The organism is Coleofasciculaceae cyanobacterium, from assembly GCA_036703275.1.
GTDB lineage: Bacteria > Cyanobacteriota > Cyanobacteriia > Cyanobacteriales > Xenococcaceae > Waterburya.
Map to the genome: position 1 here is coordinate 25970 of DATNPK010000096.1, position 18723 is coordinate 44692.

The 18723-nt window shown below is 40.2% G+C and carries 17 protein-coding genes; 7 read left to right on the forward strand and 10 right to left on the reverse strand.

Features of this window, described 5'->3' with window-relative positions; all coding sequences use genetic code 11:
• Positions 1-137: 137 nt before the first annotated feature.
• The 4 genes from dxs to V6C71_19350 all read right to left on the reverse strand — a co-directional run bounded on the left by dxs (position 138) and on the right by V6C71_19350 (position 5452).
• Positions 138-2054 (reverse strand): 1-deoxy-D-xylulose-5-phosphate synthase, encoded by a 1917-nt coding sequence (gene dxs / locus V6C71_19335; protein ID HEY9770611.1) that lies wholly within the window; start codon positions 2052-2054, stop codon positions 138-140.
• A gap of 408 nt (positions 2055-2462) precedes the next feature.
• Entirely contained in the window at positions 2463-3437 is a 975-nt protein-coding gene (locus tag V6C71_19340) for a cysteine synthase A (GenBank protein HEY9770612.1), read from the reverse strand.
• A gap of 102 nt (positions 3438-3539) precedes the next feature.
• Complete coding sequence (locus V6C71_19345) at positions 3540-4625, reverse strand: AI-2E family transporter (protein HEY9770613.1); 1086 nt, start codon at positions 4623-4625, stop codon at positions 3540-3542.
• Between the two features lie 62 nt (positions 4626-4687).
• A complete protein-coding gene (locus V6C71_19350; GenBank protein ID HEY9770614.1) occupies positions 4688-5452 on the reverse strand; it encodes an MBL fold metallo-hydrolase in 765 nt (254 codons plus the stop codon).
• Positions 5453-5986: 534 nt separating this feature from the next.
• Between V6C71_19350 and pstB the strand changes: the two genes are divergently transcribed.
• Positions 5987-6793 (forward strand): phosphate ABC transporter ATP-binding protein PstB, encoded by an 807-nt coding sequence (gene pstB / locus V6C71_19355; protein HEY9770615.1) that lies wholly within the window; start codon positions 5987-5989, stop codon positions 6791-6793.
• A gap of 135 nt (positions 6794-6928) precedes the next feature.
• A complete protein-coding gene (gene psb27, locus V6C71_19360; GenBank protein HEY9770616.1) occupies positions 6929-7333 on the forward strand; it encodes a photosystem II protein Psb27 in 405 nt (134 codons plus the stop codon).
• Between the two features lie 36 nt (positions 7334-7369).
• Here the strand turns inward: psb27 and lpxB are convergent, their stop codons facing one another.
• Positions 7370-8530 carry a lipid-A-disaccharide synthase gene (lpxB, locus tag V6C71_19365; protein ID HEY9770617.1) on the reverse strand — a complete coding sequence of 387 codons (1161 nt, stop codon included), beginning with the start codon at positions 8528-8530 and terminating at the stop codon, positions 7370-7372.
• Between the two features lie 130 nt (positions 8531-8660).
• Between lpxB and V6C71_19370 the strand changes: the two genes are divergently transcribed.
• On the forward strand, positions 8661-9062 hold the full coding sequence (locus V6C71_19370; protein HEY9770618.1) for a DUF202 domain-containing protein: 402 nt from the start codon (positions 8661-8663) through the stop codon (positions 9060-9062).
• A 406-nt stretch (positions 9063-9468) separates the two neighbouring features.
• Here the strand turns inward: V6C71_19370 and V6C71_19375 are convergent, their stop codons facing one another.
• On the reverse strand, positions 9469-10230 hold the full coding sequence (locus V6C71_19375) for a sucrose-phosphate phosphatase (GenBank protein ID HEY9770619.1): 762 nt from the start codon (positions 10228-10230) through the stop codon (positions 9469-9471).
• A 346-nt stretch (positions 10231-10576) separates the two neighbouring features.
• On the opposite strand from V6C71_19375, the gene V6C71_19380 reads away from it, so the two are divergent.
• Positions 10577-11218, forward strand: coding sequence for a hypothetical protein (locus V6C71_19380; protein HEY9770620.1), 642 nt, complete (start codon positions 10577-10579; stop codon positions 11216-11218).
• Between the two features lie 140 nt (positions 11219-11358).
• Complete coding sequence (locus V6C71_19385; protein HEY9770621.1) at positions 11359-12255, forward strand: pentapeptide repeat-containing protein; 897 nt, start codon at positions 11359-11361, stop codon at positions 12253-12255.
• 47 nt (positions 12256-12302) lie between these two features.
• On the opposite strand, the gene V6C71_19390 is transcribed toward V6C71_19385, so the two are convergent.
• Entirely contained in the window at positions 12303-13337 is a 1035-nt protein-coding gene (locus tag V6C71_19390; GenBank protein HEY9770622.1) for a family 10 glycosylhydrolase, read from the reverse strand.
• A gap of 243 nt (positions 13338-13580) precedes the next feature.
• On the opposite strand from V6C71_19390, the gene V6C71_19395 reads away from it, so the two are divergent.
• The gene (locus V6C71_19395; protein ID HEY9770623.1) at positions 13581-14363 is read left to right on the forward strand and encodes a TVP38/TMEM64 family protein; all 783 of its coding nucleotides are present in this window, start codon (positions 13581-13583) and stop codon (positions 14361-14363) included.
• A 19-nt stretch (positions 14364-14382) separates the two neighbouring features.
• Positions 14383-15927, forward strand: a complete 1545-nt coding sequence (locus V6C71_19400) for a mercuric reductase (GenBank protein HEY9770624.1) — start codon at positions 14383-14385, stop codon at positions 15925-15927.
• A 65-nt stretch (positions 15928-15992) separates the two neighbouring features.
• On the opposite strand, the gene V6C71_19405 is transcribed toward V6C71_19400, so the two are convergent.
• The 3 genes from V6C71_19405 to V6C71_19415 form a co-directional block, all read right to left on the reverse strand.
• The gene (locus V6C71_19405; GenBank protein ID HEY9770625.1) at positions 15993-17396 is read right to left on the reverse strand and encodes an ATP-binding protein; all 1404 of its coding nucleotides are present in this window, start codon (positions 17394-17396) and stop codon (positions 15993-15995) included.
• Between the two features lie 56 nt (positions 17397-17452).
• Entirely contained in the window at positions 17453-17584 is a 132-nt protein-coding gene (locus V6C71_19410; protein HEY9770626.1) for a hypothetical protein, read from the reverse strand.
• 377 nt (positions 17585-17961) lie between these two features.
• Positions 17962-18477 carry a hypothetical protein gene (locus V6C71_19415; protein ID HEY9770627.1) on the reverse strand — a complete coding sequence of 172 codons (516 nt, stop codon included), beginning with the start codon at positions 18475-18477 and terminating at the stop codon, positions 17962-17964.
• Positions 18478-18723 lie beyond the last annotated feature (246 nt).

An 18723-nucleotide genomic window follows, 5' to 3' on the forward strand; every position in this document is an offset into this window, starting at 1 on the left:
CCCAAAACCTTTCTCTCTTACACTTACTCCTCACACACTATTAATAGTGTACGAAAGCTACAGGATTTGTGCTGAGTTCAGATGCCACTTTGTATATTGTCATAATATTTTAAGGCAAACATTGATAATTTGTATTTTTAACTAACCACGGAAGGTTCTTTATCTTTACTATCAAAGAACGTTTTCAGGATCCTCTCTGCCATCTGAGGACTACTTAAACCCAAGCTAGCTTTTGATTGATCGGGAGTAGCATGATCGACCAGTATATCTGGTACACCAAAGCGTTTTACTGGTACAAGCACCTGATGCTCTTGTAAAGCTTCTATGACAGCTGAACCAAAACCACCCATGAGACAGCCTTCTTCTAGGGTTACAACCTTACCTATACTTTTGGCCAGAGGAACTATTAAATCTGTATCCAAAGGCTTAACAAAGCGAGCATTAACTACTGTTGCTTCGATACCATGTTCACTGAGAATTTCTGCCACCTGCATGGCAGGATATACCTGAGTTCCATAGCCCGTTAAAAGCAAATCGTCACCATGACGCAATATTTCTCCTTTGCCGATTTCAATTGGTTCCCAACCTTCATCCATTAGTGGTACACCAACGCCATTGCCACGAGGATAACGCATGGCGATCGCACCATCTTGGTAGTTAACGCCTGTGACTAGCATTCGCTGTAATTCGGCCTCATCTTTAGGAGCCATGACTACAATATTGGGAATACAGCGCAGATAAGCAATATCATACATTCCCTGGTGAGTTGGTCCATCTGCACCCACGATTCCCGCCCGATCTAAGCAAAAGAAGACAGGTAGCTTTTGGATACAGATATCATGAATGATTTGATCGTAAGCTCGCTGTAAGAAGGTTGAATATATTGCTGCTACGGGTTTCATGCCTTCACAAGCCATTCCCGCTGCCAGAGTTACCGCGTGTTGTTCGGCAATACCCACATCAATATACTGCTTAGGCAATTTGCTTTGCAGCTTATCTAAACCCGTACCTGTTGCCATAGCGGCGGTAATACCGACAATTTTGGCATCGTTTTCTGCCAGGGTAGTAAGAGTATCGGCAAATACTTTGCAGTATTGAGGAGGTTTAGGTTTAGTAGCGGGAATACCTTTACCTGTGGCTAGATTAAATGGGCTTTGAGCATGATAGCCTACCTGATCTTTTTCGGCGATCGCATATCCCTTACCCTTAACTGTCGCTACATGAACCAATACTGGGCCAGGAACTTTATGTGCCTGTTTAAAGGTAGAAATTAATTCTGCTAAATTGTGACCATCAATCGGCCCAAAATATTTAAAGCCTAATTCTTCAATTACTGCACCAACTTTAGGAACTGTTAGACGCTTCATTCCTTCTTTGACTCGTTCCATTTCAGGAGTCAGAGATTCACCAAAGAAAGGTAGCTGTTTAAACTGTTCTTCTAAGTTATCGGACAGAAATTGAACGGGTTCAGATAGACGAACTTTATTAAGATAGCGAGAAATTGCTCCCACGTTAGGCGAAATAGACATTTCATTATCATTTAACACCACCATTAAGTTAGTGTTAGGTAAATGTCCTGCATGATTAATTGCTTCTAGTGCCATGCCTCCAGTCAAAGCACCATCGCCAATAATCGCTACACACTTAAAATCTTCTCCCTTAGCATCCCTCGCCAATGCCATACCCAAGGCGCCAGAGATACTGGTAGAGGCGTGTCCCGCTCCAAAATGATCGAACTTATTTTCACTTCTTTTTAGATAGCCCGCGACACCATCTTTTTGTCGCAGCGTATCAAATTTGCTATACCTGCCAGTCAGTAATTTATGAGGATATGCCTGATGTCCTACATCCCAAAGAACTTTATCGCGGTCTAAGTCTAGAGTTTGATATAGGGCGATCGTTAATTCTACGACACCTAATCCTGGACCTAGATGACCTCCGATGGTAGCAACCGTTTGTAAATGTTTTTCTCTTATTTGGCGGGCAACATCCTCTAGTTGTCGGATTGATAAACCGTGCAACTGATTAGGGTGAGTTATTTCGCTTAAATGCATACTGCCGTATTCTCTAATAACAGATTGTCTATTTTATTGCTTTGGTTATTATCCTACTTTCTCTGTCCCCAGAGCGAAAACCAGCTACTTTTCTTCTCTTGATTCGCAAATTCAAGAGTGTTTTTGCCAATTTAGCTTAATTTGAGGGATAAACATAGCAGGTATTATCTATAGTAGATTAATCCAGTTGATCGGCGCTGTAAATATGAGATGATGCCAAGTAATTTTTGAGCGAGCCTGTAGTAACAAGTTTGAGCCAAACTAATTTCCCCTACTCATTAAATCCCAGTAAATTTAATTAGAGAAAATCTTGAATAGCGCTCAATTAACAACAGCTAAATTAATAATTATTACAAGAGCTTAAGCTGATTAAATGGCACTAGCGATCTCTATGGTGTAATCATAATTTTAACTTGGCAACAAACCTTTACTTGCTAACCATTCTTGATTATAGATTCGAGATTGATATCTCGCCCCGCCATCGCATAAGATAGTCACTATGGTATGACCAGGACCCATCTGTTTAGCCAAAGCTAATATTGCACCAACATTGATACCTACCGAGCCACCCATAAACAAACCCTCTTTATTCAGTAGCTGATAAAGGACGCGGATACATTCATGGTCATCAACTTGAATTGCATCATCGACGGGCGCACCTTTCATATTAGCTGTAATTCGACTATTGCCAATACCTTCGGTAATTGAATTTCCTTCAGGGTTTATTTCTCCTGTCTTGACGTAGCTATAAAGACCGCTACCCATAGGATCGGCAAGTATACAGCGAATATCAGGATTTTTTTCTTTGAGATATATTGATACTCCTGCGTAAGTTCCACCTGTACCCGTGGCAGTTACCCAAGCGTCAATCTTACCATCGGTTTGCGCCCAGATTTCTGGACCCGTAGTCTCGTAGTGTGCCTGTCGGTTAGCCAAATTGTCAAACTGGTTTGCCCAAATAGCGTTATCTAATTCTGCTGCCACCCGTCCCGATACTTTGACATAATTGTTGGGATTTTTATAAGGTACTGCGGGGACAAGACGTACTTCTGCTCCTAAAGTCCTTAAGGTATCGATTTTCTCTTGAGATTGGGTTTCGGGAATGATAATTAGACATTTATAACCTTTAGCATTGCAGATATGAGCTAAACCGATACCCGTATTACCTGCTGTTCCTTCGACTACTGTGCCACCTGGTTTTAGCAATCCTTTTTTTTCCGCATCTTCGATGATATATAGGGCAGCCCGATCTTTTACCGAACCGCCAGGATTAAGAAATTCTGCTTTTCCCAATATCTCACAGCCTGTTTCTTCGCTAAAGCTGTTGAGACGAATTAAGGGGGTGTTCCCCACCGTGGCGACAAACCCATTTTTGACATCCATACCGATAAAATTAAAATTAGTCGACTCTCTAATCTTTAGATTAGCTGAATTTTGGACTCGAAAACCGATGAATCATTCTCTAGCCATATTCCCTTCGCCCTTCTACGTCTTGGAAGCTAAATCATGATGTCCTTCGGCGATTAACTTGGGTTTGAGATAAAGATTCTCTAGCAGCACTCCGATTCCCGCTACCCAGGGAGGGACAATTAATGCGCCAATAATGCCTAATACCTGTGCGCCACCCAGAACAGCCAATAATTGATAGAGAGGAGGAACTTTAACTGAGTTGCCGACTAATAAAGGATCTAAGACATAGGTTTCTAAATTTTGAACAACGATAAATAATAGCAACACCCAAACGAAGGTAAGTCCACCCTGAGCAGTAGCGACGATTAAAGCAGGAATTGCCCCCAAAATTGGACCAAAAAAAGGAATTAAGTTAGTAAACCCGGCAATGACTCCCAAACCTAACGCTAACTCGGATAAGCCCAAAAAACTAAGGCTAAGGCTGATCACTATCCCCAAAATTCCTGAAACTACAATTCTGCCTTGAATATAGCCTCCCATTCTTGTTGCTACGGGTTTAATTTGTGCGGCTAACTGCTTATTCCAAGGATCGGGGAAAAGACTGATAATATCTTCTAGTAATTGTTTGGAAGCTGAGAGCATATAAGCCGAAAGCAATAAAGCCAACAAAGCACTGAAAACGCTACCGATAATGCCTCTGGTGACGCTGTAGGAACGAACTACTAGCTGCTGACTCGAACGAATTGCCCACGAGATTAATCCTTGCACGTCTAATAATTGATTGATAATGTCTGGTGCGCCTGTTTCGCTCAAGTTAAAGCGCAGAATCAATTCAGATAAAAGCGATCGCAATGCTTCTAAATAACCAGGAAACCTGCCAATTAAGCTTTGAATTTGCTCGACAACCGTTGGTCCGATAATTAGTCCAAAACCTGTTAAAGTACCGATTAAACCCGCGTAAACGATTAAAACAGCTAATAATCTAGGCAGTCCAGCCTTTTGCGTCGCTTTTACTATCGGCGCTAAAGTTGCAGCAAGTACTATAGAAATCATTAATACTACGATCAAGCTTCTTAACTGCCACAAAAGAATCAAGAGTAGAGGAAGAATAACCAGTAGGATAATATTGCTCAGGGAGATTGAAATCCGTTTATTGTTCATGTAATCGTGGCGATCGCTTAAATTAAACTATATTGATTCACGTTCAAGTTGAAAGATAGCTATCAAACCAAAGATAGTTCAATTGTCTCTCCCGATTGAGGATCGATTGCTTTGATAGGGAGATTGTTTTGCTGCAAAAGACGATTGAATTTTTCGACATCACCATCTGCTTTGATGATCGGCGCTAGCATCCCCTCAGAATCCACGTCTCCTCCTGCTGCGGTAGACAAAATTACTTGAGGATTTAGCTGTTTACAGACCTTTAAAGCTGCTTCTTGACCTTTAATTACCGCTCCTACTAATGGTAGTTTCAGGCTGATCAGTGGGGTAATAATTACATCAATTGGTGCTATTTCATTTAGACCATCTGAATGATTACCATGAGGTTCATAATAGATGTTTTTGCCTGATGCTAAACCTTTAATAATGTAGCCATTTTCTACCAATGTTGGTCCAATTGGCGAACCTGGAACAGCCTGGATCTCTATCTGTTCTCCTAGGCGAAAAACTTCTCCATGCTTTAAGGCAGTAACGTTGGTATAGCCTAAGTCTTTGACTACTTTGGCTGCGTTAGGAGATGCTACAACAGGAAGATTATGGTCTAATTTTGTGAGAGTGGGGGGATGAGCATGATCTTCTAATCCTTGGGAAAGAAGAATTAGGTCGATATTTTCGGGAATTGAGTGAAGATTGTTTTTATGACTTTTAAACAACCAAGCTTGATTGCTGAAGATTAAATCTCCTACTAGCCAGGGATCGAGCAAGATTCGGTTGCCGTCAATTTCTATGAGCCAGGAATTGCTATCTAAATAAGTAAGATTGATCATGATTGTTTACGATATACCTTACTGATCATTGTAAATATTTGTTAAAAAAATAGCGCAAAGTAATCACAAAATTAACTCCATCTTTGGGCTGATTCAGCAGTTCGTTATCGATATTTAAGTACAGTTAAGCGATAGCTAAGAGTATACTTTGCCAACGTCAGAATTAATCTCGGCAGGTTTATTAGCTCATATTTAACTAAAACTGTTCGCTTTCTCATAAAAACACTCACCAAGGATGACCATGATCGCCCGATCGCCTTTGCCAAAACAATGACTTGGCATTTCGCCATCATGGATCTAAATCACAAATATTTATAATAATTGTCCAAATTTAATGTAAGCTATTTTAACTACTTGTAAATGTCGATTCAAAAACGCTGAAGTGAAGCTTCAAAAACAGGTTAAGGATTAGTCAAAGAATCTTTTAACGAAAAGTTAAAATAGTCATAACTCTAACCGATTACGATTATTTTTAATGGCATTGAGAACATAGAGCGATATATAAATTATAAATATAAGAGCAAGAAAGTTTTTATGATTTACGACCAACAGACTGCTAAACAGACTGAGACAGTTCTGCAAGCGGAAAATGTCAATGTGTATTATGGCGATTTTTTAGCAGTAAAAGGTATTTATTTAGATGTACCTAAAAATAAAGTTACTGCTTTTATTGGTCCTTCTGGCTGTGGAAAAAGCACTCTGTTGCGCTGTTATAACCGTCTTAACGATCTAATTCCTATTTTCCGTTTAGAAGGATTGGTCACTTATCATAATCAAAATTTATACGGAAAAGACATCGATCCAGTTCAGGTACGTCGCAAAGTGGGGATGGTTTTTCAAAGACCAAATCCTTTCCCAAAATCCATCTATGACAATATTGCTTTTGGCGCAAAAATCAACGGCTTTAAGGGCAACATGGATGAGCTAGTAGAGCGATCGCTTCGTAGTGCAGCACTGTGGGATGAGGTTAAAGATAAACTCAAGCAGAGTGGTTTAGCTTTGAGTGGTGGACAACAGCAAAGATTATGTATTGCTAGAACTATTGCCCTCCAGCCTGACGTAGTATTAATGGATGAACCCTGTTCGGCTTTAGATCCGATCTCCACTCTTAAGGTAGAAGAACTAATACACCAGTTGAAGAAAAATTATACGATCGTGATCGTGACTCATAATATGCAGCAGGCATCACGGGTAGCAGATTATACTGGATTTTTCAACGTCACTGAGGTAGAGGGAGGAAATCGTCAGGGCTATTTAGCGGAATTTGCCCCAACCGAGCAAATTTTCCAAAATCCTCAAGAGGAAGCAACTCAGCAGTATGTAAGTGGTCGCTTTGGTTAATTTAAGAGCAGAAAGATCCTAAAAGATTGAGAGTTTAGTGCGATCGCGATTGGGCAACTTACTTGGCAATCGTCAAATCTGACGGTCAATTTCTTGATAGGATAAGTTGAACCTGGGATCGTTACATCTAAAATTATGTTTTCCAAAAAATACTTATCTCGCATACTGGCTCTAGTTTTAATAGTTGCTATCAGCTTAATGGGCTGTAGTTCCAATCCTTCTGGATTGTCGGGAAATTATCGCCAAGATACAATAGCCGTACTAGACAATCTAAGAACGGCTATTGACTTACCTGATGACGCTGCTAACAAAAAAGAAGTAGTTACTTTAGCGCGCCGACAAATTAGCGATTATGCTTCTCGGTATCGTCGCAACTCCAATACTTCAGGTCTACGTTCTTTCACTACTATGCAAACCGCATTAAATGCGATCGCTGGTTACTATAGTTCTTACGGCAATCGTCCCGTACCAGAAAAGCTCAGAAAGCGTTTAGACCAAGAGTTTAAGTTAGTAGAAATCTCTTTAAAACGAAACGCATAGCTTTAATCCAGATATACATTACGCTCCTCCTAGATCTTAGGGGGATTTTTTATTAGCTAGATTAATGATTTCATGGGCAGCGCGATCGCCAACACCCACCGAACCTAAAAGCGATCGCATTTGTTGATAGCCTGCGTTAATTTCTTGCTTGGTTTTAGAGTTAGATAATAGCGCGATCGCCGCGGTAGTAATGTTATCGGCAGTAACCGCTTCTTGCTGCAATTCAGGGATTATTTTGCGGTTAACAATCAAATTTGGTGGAGACATCAAAGGTACGGAAAAGCCTAGCCTACGTCCAATCCAGGCAGTAAGAGGATGGATTCGATAGATAACCACCTGGGGAATGTTTAATAAGGCAATTTCTAGATTAACTGTGCCTGATTTAGCAATTGCCAGATCCGCTGAAGCGATCGCATCAAGAGTTTTGCCATCAATAATTTTCGCAGGTAGATGATATTTCTTGATGGCTGCGCTGATTGCTGGGCGATAGCTAGGTAAGGATGCAGGAATCAAAAACGTGACGTCGCAAATTTGCTGCGAAATCTGCTGTGCTGCTTCACACATTACAGGCAAAAGATACTTGATTTCTTGCTGACGAGAAGCGGGTAATATAGTGATAATTTTGCGATCTGGTTCAAGCCTTAAATTTAGTCGTGCCTGATTTTGATCGGGGGCTTGCTGCATCCGATCTAGTAAGGGATGTCCGATCCAAACAGTATCAATATTTTTCTGCTTAAAATACTCATATTCTTGGGGGAAAATTGCCAGTAATTTGTCCACAAACTTAGCAATTTTAGGGACATTGTTTAACATCGGTACTGCCCAATCTTGAGGGGCAATATAGTAAATCACTGGGATTTGAGAATGTTTTTTGACATAGCTAGCCAAGGCTAAATTGGCAGCAGGATAATCAATCAAAACTAAAATATCGGGAGAATTTTTTTTCAGGTATTTTTTAGTTAAATTCTGAATTTTGATGGTTGGCAGAATAAATGGTATCGCTTCGATAAAGCCCATTGAGCCGATCGCTGCCGTATTAGCTAGAATATTTGCTCCCGCTTCTTTCATGCGATCGCCACCCAAACCAGCAATTTCTAAATCAAAATGGCGATCGGCAGCAGCTTTATACAGAGCTTTGACTAGCATTGCTCCCTGCAAGTCTCCTGAAACTTCTCCTGTACTGATAAAAATTTTCATATGGTGTCCAGTGACTCGGTATAAACAATAACCTATTGAAGTTGTAATTAGTTAGCTGGAATGTCTTTTAACTCTTGTACTTATTTATCATAAATATGAAAAGAACTGTTTTAGTTAGCTTAATACCGCCATGACTAATAATAAGCCAAGTATCAATACAGAGTTAGCTAAAGAACGTAATCGTGCTGCTGCTGAACGTACTTTGATGGCTTGGATACGTACCTGTTTGTCCCTGATTAGTTTTGGCTTTGGGGTCGATCGCATAGTTACAGCACTGCAACAATCAGTAATCTATGACTATATCGACGATCCGCCACATTTGACTCGAATTTTGGGTCTTTCTTTTATTGGTATTGGTACTTGTGCAATTATTTTAGCTGCTCTAGAACATCGTCAAGAGTTATATCATATTCAGCATGAAAATTATCGCTATAAATCTCGTTCTTCTTTAGCCTTTGTAGTTGCCGTGTCGATATTTTTTACAGGATTGTTTGCTTTTGTAGGTATTGTAATTAAGTCTTATACTGGTTAGATCAATAATTGTTTAACGTTAAATGTTCATTAATAAACTTTAATTCAAGAGTTTTAAATCAATTAATTATACTTCTTGCATAAATATACTTTTTCGATGCTAGTTTTTAATTTCTGACTTCTGACTTCTGACCAAACATTGAACTCGCGAACATTGGGCCTTGAACAAGTTGTTGATCAATGTTAAATGATAAATGATAAATGATATGACTTTATGCGTTTGCGAAGGACGGACGCGATTGCCCGTGCATCATATAACTTCGTGTCGCGTAGGACGCGAAGCTTATCCGAAGGTGTCCTAAAGGATACCGCTACGCATATACCCTTTAGTGAATCATGCACGGGCAAGTCCGCAGGACTCAACAGTATCCTTTAGGGCTGACTTACCTAACCTTAAAGTGTTTAATTTATAAAAAGCCAAAATGCTTCAAACCTTCTAAAATACCCCCTGCACAAGGAGACTTAGCTAAGTAATTGTTGCGATCGCTATTGACTTCGTACCATTGAAGCAACTCTGGTTTAGCGTTACTGACAATCAAACTTTTTTCTTGTCCCTGAAACATGGAAATATCATTGCCAGAATCACCACAAACAATGGTTTTTTTAGGTGAAATATCCCATCTACGTCGTAGAAATTGTACTGCCAAACCTTTATCGCCATTCTTGGGTAATAAATCTAAGTCTTGACCAGCACTATAAATTAATTTAATCTCATAACCCCGCTCACTCAAAGCAGATTTCAGTTGGGATATAGTTTCTGCCGCTACTGCTTCGGCTAAATAGTAGCTAATTTTAAACGGATTTTGTTCCGAATTTGGCTGAGACTGTAGCTGTTTAAATTCACTGGCGATCGCGACTATTGCTTCGCGATTCCAGCCCTGAGACAAAATTTCTGCCCATTCTAGGTCATACTGTGACTGATTTTGATCGAAATACATTTCTGTACCCACAGCGGTTATTAAGGCATCTGGAGGCAGCAAAGATTTCGCCTCCGCCAACAAACGGTATAGGTAAAGCGATCGCCCAGTAGCATAGACAATTTTGCTGTTATATTGTTCACGATGATTAGCTAATTTTTGGTTGAGTTCGGCTAATGCGGTATCGTCACCAACTAAAGTATTGTCTAAATCAGTTACAAATAGGAAGGGATTCGTATTTGGGGCATTCATAAGGATACTTAAACTTAAAAATCAAAATGAGGTTTTATACACACACAACTATATAAACACTCTACTTAATAAATCAAAAGCTATTGTTTGCTCAAAGTAAAAAAAAATTACGAATGAACTCAACTATTTTGGCTTAAGGTAAAACATAATTTGAGAATTATTCTCTATTATTCGCAATTAAGATTGACAACAAATAGAGTAATATAAGCGATTTTTACTAAGTAAAACCATAAAATTAGTCTAAGAAATTAATTGCGCTCTTTACAACTGGCGACACAAACTGGTTAGCTGGAGAATGGTTTAAATAATAACTTAAATAACTTAATGGGAAAAGAGGGATGAGATTTTGGGTGTAGAACTTCGCAGCTATGTCTATTTAGATCGCTTACAATTGCAGCACGCAGCCTATATTGGCACTGTGGCATCAGGATTTTTGCCCCTACCAGGAGATGCCTCTTTGTGGATTGAAATATCTCCAGGAATCGAGATTAATCGCATTACCGATGTTGCCCTCAAATCTGCGGTAGTTCGCCCAGGAGTTCAGTTTGTCGAGAGATTATATGGACTCCTAGAAATTCATGCTAGTAAACAAGGAGAAGTTAAAGCAGCGGGTAGAGCAATTTTAGACACGTTAGGGGTGAAGCAGCGAGATGGACTTAAACCTAGAGTTGTTTCTAGTCAAATTATCCGCAACATCGACGCATATCAGGCACAGCTGGTTAATCGTGACTGTCGTGGACAGATGCTATTAGAAGGTCAAACCCTATATGTCTTGGAAGTACAGCCAGCAGCCTATGCTTCTCTAGCTGCCAACGAAGCAGAGAAAGCAGCATTAATTAACATACTTAAGGTAACAGCAATCGGTAGCTTTGGCAGACTGTATTTAGGTGGTGAAGAAAGAGATATTATGGCAGGTTCAGCAGCAGCTTTAGCAGCTTTAGAAAGCGTCAGCGGTAGAGAAACTTTTACCCAGAAAAAGAACGAATAGTTTGCCGGAGGCAAAAGTATAAAAGTATAAGGGGTGCAATAGCAGTAAGTATTATTTGGTTTTTATGTTTAGATCTGTCTGTTTAGCGAGGATAATAGGTAAAGAAATTAAGCATAAGCGATCGCGGGTAAGTATTATAAGTGGCAAATATTGAGTATCTATCCAAACTAAAACAAGGTGTAGCTAGTTGGATGAACTGGCTAGATAGTCATCATCAACCAGAAATTGATTTAATTAATGCCGATCTTCACGGCGTAAACTTACCAGAAGCTTATTTAGTCAAAGCCAACTTATCAGGATCCGATCTCACTGGCGCACAGCTACGACAAGCCAATCTTACAGGGGCGAATTTAACAGAAGCAGAATTGATTGATGCTAATCTTCAACAGGCTAACTTGACAGGAGCCAATTTACAGTCTGCTTATCTAATCAATGCGGATTTTTATCAGGCTAATCTAATTGGTTCAGATCTTAGATCGGTTATGGGACGAGGGGCAAACTTTAGTCAGGCTAACTTGATTGGCACTTCGATTCGACAGGCAAGACTGCCCCAGGTTAACTTTATGGAGGCTAAATTAAATCGAGCCAACTTAAGTGAGACAAATTTGGTTAAGGCTAGTTTTGATCGCGCAGATTTATCGGGGGCTAACTTTTTTGAAGCGGAATTACAGTCGGCTAGTTTTTATCAGGCTAACCTATATCGGGTCAAAGCGATCGCCACTCATCTAAGTTATAGTTATTTTCTGGCTAGTAATTTAGTTCAGGCTAGCTTGGTTCGATGCGATTTGCGTTGGGCAAACTTAAGCTACGCTAACCTTCAAAGTGCAGACTTGCAGCAAACAAAATTGCGAGGTACAAATTTAACTAGAGCCAACCTGACAGGCGCAAATCTATCAGGGGCAAACCTCAGAGGAACAAACTTCACTAACGCCAATCTTTCTCAAGCTAATTTAACTGGGGCAGATATTGAAGATACAATTTTTAACAAGGCAATACTTACAGAAACAATTATGCCTGATGGTACAGTACATTATTAGGCTGGTTCTTAGTCAGCTTTGATCGGTGTCCAGAAAAAACCAAGGTTTTAAATCGCCTCCAAATACTTCTCTTTTTCTTGACGATTTGCTAAGCGCACAATTCCTAAAGAGCTTTCCCCAGAAAAGATAACGTAGCCGTAACCGTATTGCTTAACTACAGCTATTTGCTGTTGAATTTCTGCCAAAGACTTTGGTTTTGACCACCAGCCAGCATAGATACCTACCGCTACGTCCACATACTTACTCACTTCCAATAAAATAGAATTATCGATCGCCAATGCGACTTGTAAGCTAGTTGGGCGATAAAGCTGCATCACTAATTCATCGAATAGTCCCGATTTAATCCAGGCTAGCCAGTCTTGAGAATATTTCTTTTGAGAAAACCCTAAAGGATTAGGAGATAGAGAGATAATCAAGTCTGGTCTAACTTTTCTAACTGCTTCAACAACTTGGTGGGTTAATTCTGTCATCGCCTCGGCTTTATTACCAAACTGGATTGGTATTCCCCAATGATCGTCTATCTGGATACCGTCAAGTTCGAGGTAGGATGCTGCAACTTCGGTAAATAAATTAACAAAATATTGCTGCACTTCAGGATTATCGGGATCTAACCACCAATGATTGTCAATCAGCTTTTCGTTACTGCTGGTAGTTAAAATCCAGTCAGGATGCTGCTGGGCTAATCTAGCGTTGGCAAAAGTCATCATGCCATGTTCGTACCAGGCATAAACTTTTAAACCTTGACGTTTACCTTCTGAAATAGCCGTCTTTAAAGGATTAGTAAAAGGTAAAGACAAAAGATAGTTTCTCGGTGCATATTTACTAGAATAAGTTGTTCCGCCGTTGTAAACGTCAACATAAACTCGATTGTAATTCAGACGAGATAGCTGATAAAACACATTATCTGTCAAGGCAGTATAGGTCAAAAAAGCGCTGCCAACATGACTTAGCCAAACTCCTTTTATCGAATTAGATCGTTGTGGTGTATAGCTTGGCGCTAAGGTTAATCGGCTTAATATAATAAATATAATAATTCCGACAGCGAACCATAATAGCGATCGCTTGATTTGCTTGATAACCATCAAAATTAATTAATAGCTACGATTATTTTTATTGGCATCACTCCCAACACAAGCGGAAATACCAAAATTAATTAAAGGAACAAAGGTATCATATCCTGCATTTTCAGCTTTGCCCATGCCTGATGCTGGAGAGAAGATTATCGGTTTACCAATAGCTATGAAAGTTTTAAGCTCGTTTTAAGCAAACTTTGAGAATTTAAATTATAGAGTTAAGGTAAAGGCGATATCCAGACATCACAAATCATGAGAACCAATAAATATGAGTACTTTGAAGTAGCCATGCTAGTCTTACTTGGCATAACTTTAGCTGCTGCACCAGCCCAGGCGCAAGAAGCAGCGGGTCAAGGTGGCTTTAATCCTCAAGAATTATTACGAAATGCGCTGCAATGGGTTGATAATTTAGGCGCGATTACCCTTTTTGGGATAGATTTGGCGATCGCACCAGTTGCTTTTATCCTAATTTATATTGTGGCTACGGTGGCATTTCTGCCTGGTTCGGTACTTACTTTGGGTGCAGGAGTGGTATTTGGCATAGTTCAAGGAACGATTTATGTCCTGATTGGCGCAACTGTTGGGGCAACTTTGGCTTTTTTAATTGGTCGTTATTTAGCCAGACAATGGATCTCAAAAAAAATTGCGGAAAATCAAAAATTTAGAGCGATCAATCGCGCCATTAGCAAGGAGGGTTGGAAAATAGTTCTCTTGGCCCGATTATCGCCAATATTTCCCTTTAATCTGCTTAATTATGGCTTGGGTGTTACGGGAGTATCTTTGAAAGACTATGTTTTAGCTTCGATAGGAATGATTCCTGGCACAATCATGTATGTCTATATTGGTTCTTTAGCTGGCAGCATTGCAACTATTGGTGGGGAAACGAATGCTAACCCGATAGCTCAATGGCCGCTCAGGATTATTGGTTTTATTGCTACGGTGGCAGTTACTCTCTACGTAACTAAAATTGCTCGTAAAGCCTTGGACGAATCAATCGAAGCTGGCGAACCCAGGGGGAATGAACAACAGATTTAATTTTTACCAGTGCTTAATTATGAATAATCAAGACCATGCTGTTACCATCCTACCGATGGATAAATATAACCAGGAGTTATTGGCAAACGTTCATCCGCCTGATTGGACAAACCCTACACCTACCGACTGTTACGATTTGCTCGTTATTGGGGCGGGTACAGCAGGATTAGTTACGGCTAAAGGTGCAGCGGGGTTGGGTATTGGTTTTAAGGTAGCCATGATTGAAAGGAATCTGATGGGGGGAGACTGTTTAAATGTTGGCTGTGTCCCTTCTAAGTGCTTAATTCGCTCTTCCCGTGTAGTGGCAGAGATTAAACAAGCTCTACCTTATGGAATTCAGCCTCCAGACCGTATTGAGGTAGATTTTTCGGCGGTGATGGCAAGGATGCGTCAGGTAAGAACTAAAATTAGTCCTGTAGATTCGGCGGTAGCAGCCAAAAAAGCAGGAGTAGATGTGTTTTTTGGTGAAGCAAGGTTTAAAAGCGAAAATACGATTGCCGTAAATGGACAAACCCTCAAGTTTAAAAAAGCAGTAATTGCTGCTGGGGCGAGAGCAGTTGAACCAAAAATTGCGGGCATAGAAGAAGTTGGTTATTTGACGAATGAAACTGTTTTTTCTCTGACGGAATTACCAAAAAGATTGGCGGTAATTGGCGGAGGGCCAATTGGTTGCGAGTTGGCGCAGGCTTTTCAGCGTTTAGGTAGCCAAGTGATTTTATTTCACAAGGGCGATCGCTTGCTTAATAAAGAAGATCCAGAAGCAGCAGAGGTGGTGCAGCAGGCATTGAGCGAAGAGGGGATTCGTTTGGTATTAAATTGTCAGTTGCAGGAAGTAAAACAAAATCTTGAAGGCAAGATAATTAGCTTTGTTGGCGATGCAGGGTCAGAATCAGTTGTTGTAGATGAGATCTTGGTAGGCACGGGTAGACAGCCTAATATAGAAAACCTGAATTTAGCAGCGGCAAACGTAGAATATGACCCTAAAAAAGGAGTTAAAGTCAACGATCATCTGCAAACTACTAACTCTAAGATTTACGGTGCAGGAGATATCTGCATGAACTGGAAGTTTACCCATGCAGCGGATGCAGCAGCCAGAATTGTGATTAAAAATACTCTATTTGCTCCTTTTGGCTTGGGCAAATCCAAGCTTAGCGATCTGATTATGCCTTGGGTAACTTATACCGATCCTGAAATTGCTCATGTCGGAATGTATGAAGAAGAGGCAAAGGCAAAAGGAATTGACTGTCAGACAATTAAAATCGACTTTGACGATCTCGATCGCGCTTTAGCTGACGGAGAAACAGAAGGCTTACTCAAAATATTACACAAACGCGGTTCGGACGAAATTCTCGGGGCTACTCTGGTTGCTCGTCATGGGGGAGAAATGATTAGCGAGATTACTACCGCGATGATTGGCGGGATCGGGTTAAGTAAGATGTCTACTGTCATTCACCCCTATCCGACTCAGGCTGCTGTCATAAAACAGGCTGCCGATGCTTATCGTCGGACTTTATTAACCGAGAGAACTAAGAAATTATTGGGTTTTTTGACTAAGCTCTCTTAATTTTCCCGTAGGGTAGGTCAATCGTGGGTTAATTAATGGTCATGACTAGATCTACTAACCCTTATTTATGTTGTACAGAGATTAACTGGTAGACAAATAATAAAACAAGTTTTTCCTGGTTCAGATTCGAGGGAGACTGAGCCGCGATGACGATTCTCAACTATGCGCCGAACGTTATCTAAACCTAATCCTGAGCCTTTGCCAACGGTTTTGGTAGTAAAAAAGGGTTCAAAGATACGAGACTGAATTTCAGAGGGAATACCACAGCCTGAATCAATGACTTTAACAATAATGCGATCGCCTTTATTCACGGTAATAATTTCCAGATTGCCTTTTTCTGACATCGCATCAATGCTGTTGTCGATTAAATTAGTCCAAACCTGATTTAATTCGCTGCCAAAAGCCAGTATTTTCGGTAGAGCGCGATCGTAGGTGCGTTTGATTTTTACTCCTTGTTTAAGCTTATGAGAGAGAAGCTGGATCGTGTCTTCCAAACCCTGATGGACATCTACCTCTTGTTTGGCACCTCGATCTAAATGAGAATACGATCGCATTGACTGAACTAGATCGGAAACTCGTTCTGCACCCCGCAATCCAGACTGAATCATTACCATCACTTCAAAAGACAAAGCCAGCCAGCGCAAACCCATATCTTTTAGTTCTGTGGTGTCGTCGCGCCAGCGCGCCATTAATTCATCTAACATTATGGGTTGAACATTCCCTGCTGCCAAAGGTTCGGCTAGCTTCCAGGCTTCTTTTACGCCATAGTTTTCTAACCAGTCTAAAATCGCATCTTCTCGATCCATCATCGCCAAAGGATCATAGCGATCGCTCTGGATGAAATCATAGCCCTCGTCTCTTAGCTTAAGCCATTGAGCTGTATGTGCTTCATCTACGTTGCGCTGTCCATAAACTAGATTCATGCGCTGTAGTTCCAGCATTGCTGGCATAATATCCTTGAGCGATCGCACTACCGCAGCAGCAGGGTTATTGAGTTCATGAGCCAAACCTGCTGCTAATGTCCCCAAAGCTGCCATTTTTTCCCGATTTTGAATAAAAGACTGCAATCCTTTGACTCGGCTTTGTACCGTTTTAAAAACTGTCCTTTCAAAGTCACGGCATTGATGTACAAGCTGCAAGAAATCTTCTGAAGTAATTTCATGAATCTGGCAATCGCTCAAAGCTCTTAGGGTAACTGGCACCAAATCGTCCGTCATGATCTGGATTTCACCAAAAAAAGCAGGCGCATGGTGTTGTCCAATCGGCATTTCTATCCCTTCACTAAATCGGGTAATACCAATACTGCCAGATGTCAGAATAAAAAAGCCTTGGTGAGGATCTCCCTCCTGTACCAAAGTGTCTCCCTTAGCCAATTCTAATTTACTAGCGCGATCGCATACCCACTTTAGGCGATCGCTTTCCAACTTTTGAAACAACTCTAGCTTTAACAGTTCTTCAGAACACAGCATGGTTAGATAATTTGGTTTTCTTACTTGAGAATTTTAAAGTATTTCACAGATGATGGTTAATTATTCATTGAGCTGGCGATCGAAACGTCGATATTGCCAAAATAAATACTAAATGCAATTAATAAGTGTTCTAAAGATTTAATTAACCACCGAGCGTCTTGAATGTTTTGTAGCTGATAGTAAGTCACAATTAGGTAAATTTTTTTCTCCAGATCTGCTGTTGATTCAGGACAAATTGTTTTGGCTGGGTAGCTAGAGCAGATCGACGATTAAAAAGCTAAACAGCTGGCGACAAGTCTGTAAAATTAGAGTTCTGTTGAGCGGTTTGGCATCTGATTGAGGAAAGATGTCTGCTAATTTTTGTTCGAGCCTGGGTTTAAATTGATAGGTACTTTTTCTCGGTTTAATATTGCAGGTTAAGAAATGATATAAATCTTGTTTAAATACCTGATAATTATTGCGTAGGTCATATTAGAGCCATAAAACGTTGCGATCGCTCTAATATGGTTTGGTTATGTTCTATCTTACCTACATACTGTTGCAAGGCAATTCTAAAAGCTTTTTCTCAGAGCAAACTAGGATTATCGACTTTGGTAATTATTTTCCCTGCGCCCTTTGCCAATAGCTTCATCTTGGCAAGCTGTTTTAATCTCAAACGATAAATAATATACTGAGACAACAAAATTTCCAAGTCTTTTTGACGATCTCGCTCTAACTTGTGGATAAATGTCGTCAGGCGATCGATCTGAGCCTTTTGAGGGCAAAAGTACTTATATAAATATGTGTAGCGTAATAAATAAGAGTTGACCAGAGTTTTACGATGGTTATTGCTGCTATTTGATACTACTTCATTGGTTGCGATCACAGTGGCTAAATTATGATTGGCAATTGTTTGAGGATTAATAATCGCGATAACAGCTTTTAATTGCAGGTATGATTCTGTCTGCTGATAATTTTTGATTAGTTGAATCAACTGTTTGCGACGGCGAGCGTATGATTTGAGCGAACCGATAGTATCAAAAGTATTTAGCAGTAGGGGAACATAAACTATTGTTTCTGGTTTGTTTAACCAACAGTCCAAAATTAAATAGCAACAATAGCTTAAGAATTTATCGAATTGTTGTGTCTGGGAGGAAAAAATTATCTTTTCTAGTGCTTTAGCTACTTTGAGATCTTTGTTCTTACCCTGATGAAATAGCTGTTCAAATTCTTGGATTACTGCTGATGGCGATCGAATAGCTGCACATTGTCGCAGGTATTCCTAGACAATATTACAATCTCGATCAATTGCCTGGTGAGTCGAACCACTTATGTCTCTAATCACTAC

What these genes read in the sequence shown, in the direction of transcription:
- dxs (HEY9770611.1), bottom strand. Translation starts at nt 2,054, where the DNA reads ATGCATTTAAGCGAAATAACTCACCCTAATCAGTTGCACGGTTTATCA.
- V6C71_19340 (HEY9770612.1), bottom strand. Translation starts at nt 3,437, where the DNA reads ATGGATGTCAAAAATGGGTTTGTCGCCACGGTGGGGAACACCCCCTTA.
- V6C71_19345 (HEY9770613.1), bottom strand. Translation starts at nt 4,625, where the DNA reads ATGAACAATAAACGGATTTCAATCTCCCTGAGCAATATTATCCTACTG.
- V6C71_19350 (HEY9770614.1), bottom strand. Translation starts at nt 5,452, where the DNA reads ATGATCAATCTTACTTATTTAGATAGCAATTCCTGGCTCATAGAAATT.
- pstB (HEY9770615.1), top strand. Translation starts at nt 5,987, where the DNA reads ATGATTTACGACCAACAGACTGCTAAACAGACTGAGACAGTTCTGCAA.
- psb27 (HEY9770616.1), top strand. Translation starts at nt 6,929, where the DNA reads ATGTTTTCCAAAAAATACTTATCTCGCATACTGGCTCTAGTTTTAATA.
- lpxB (HEY9770617.1), bottom strand. Translation starts at nt 8,530, where the DNA reads ATGAAAATTTTTATCAGTACAGGAGAAGTTTCAGGAGACTTGCAGGGA.
- V6C71_19370 (HEY9770618.1), top strand. Translation starts at nt 8,661, where the DNA reads ATGACTAATAATAAGCCAAGTATCAATACAGAGTTAGCTAAAGAACGT.
- V6C71_19375 (HEY9770619.1), bottom strand. Translation starts at nt 10,230, where the DNA reads ATGAATGCCCCAAATACGAATCCCTTCCTATTTGTAACTGATTTAGAC.
- V6C71_19390 (HEY9770622.1), bottom strand. Translation starts at nt 13,337, where the DNA reads ATGGTTATCAAGCAAATCAAGCGATCGCTATTATGGTTCGCTGTCGGA.
- V6C71_19395 (HEY9770623.1), top strand. Translation starts at nt 13,581, where the DNA reads ATGAGAACCAATAAATATGAGTACTTTGAAGTAGCCATGCTAGTCTTA.
- V6C71_19400 (HEY9770624.1), top strand. Translation starts at nt 14,383, where the DNA reads ATGAATAATCAAGACCATGCTGTTACCATCCTACCGATGGATAAATAT.
- V6C71_19405 (HEY9770625.1), bottom strand. Translation starts at nt 17,396, where the DNA reads ATGCTGTGTTCTGAAGAACTGTTAAAGCTAGAGTTGTTTCAAAAGTTG.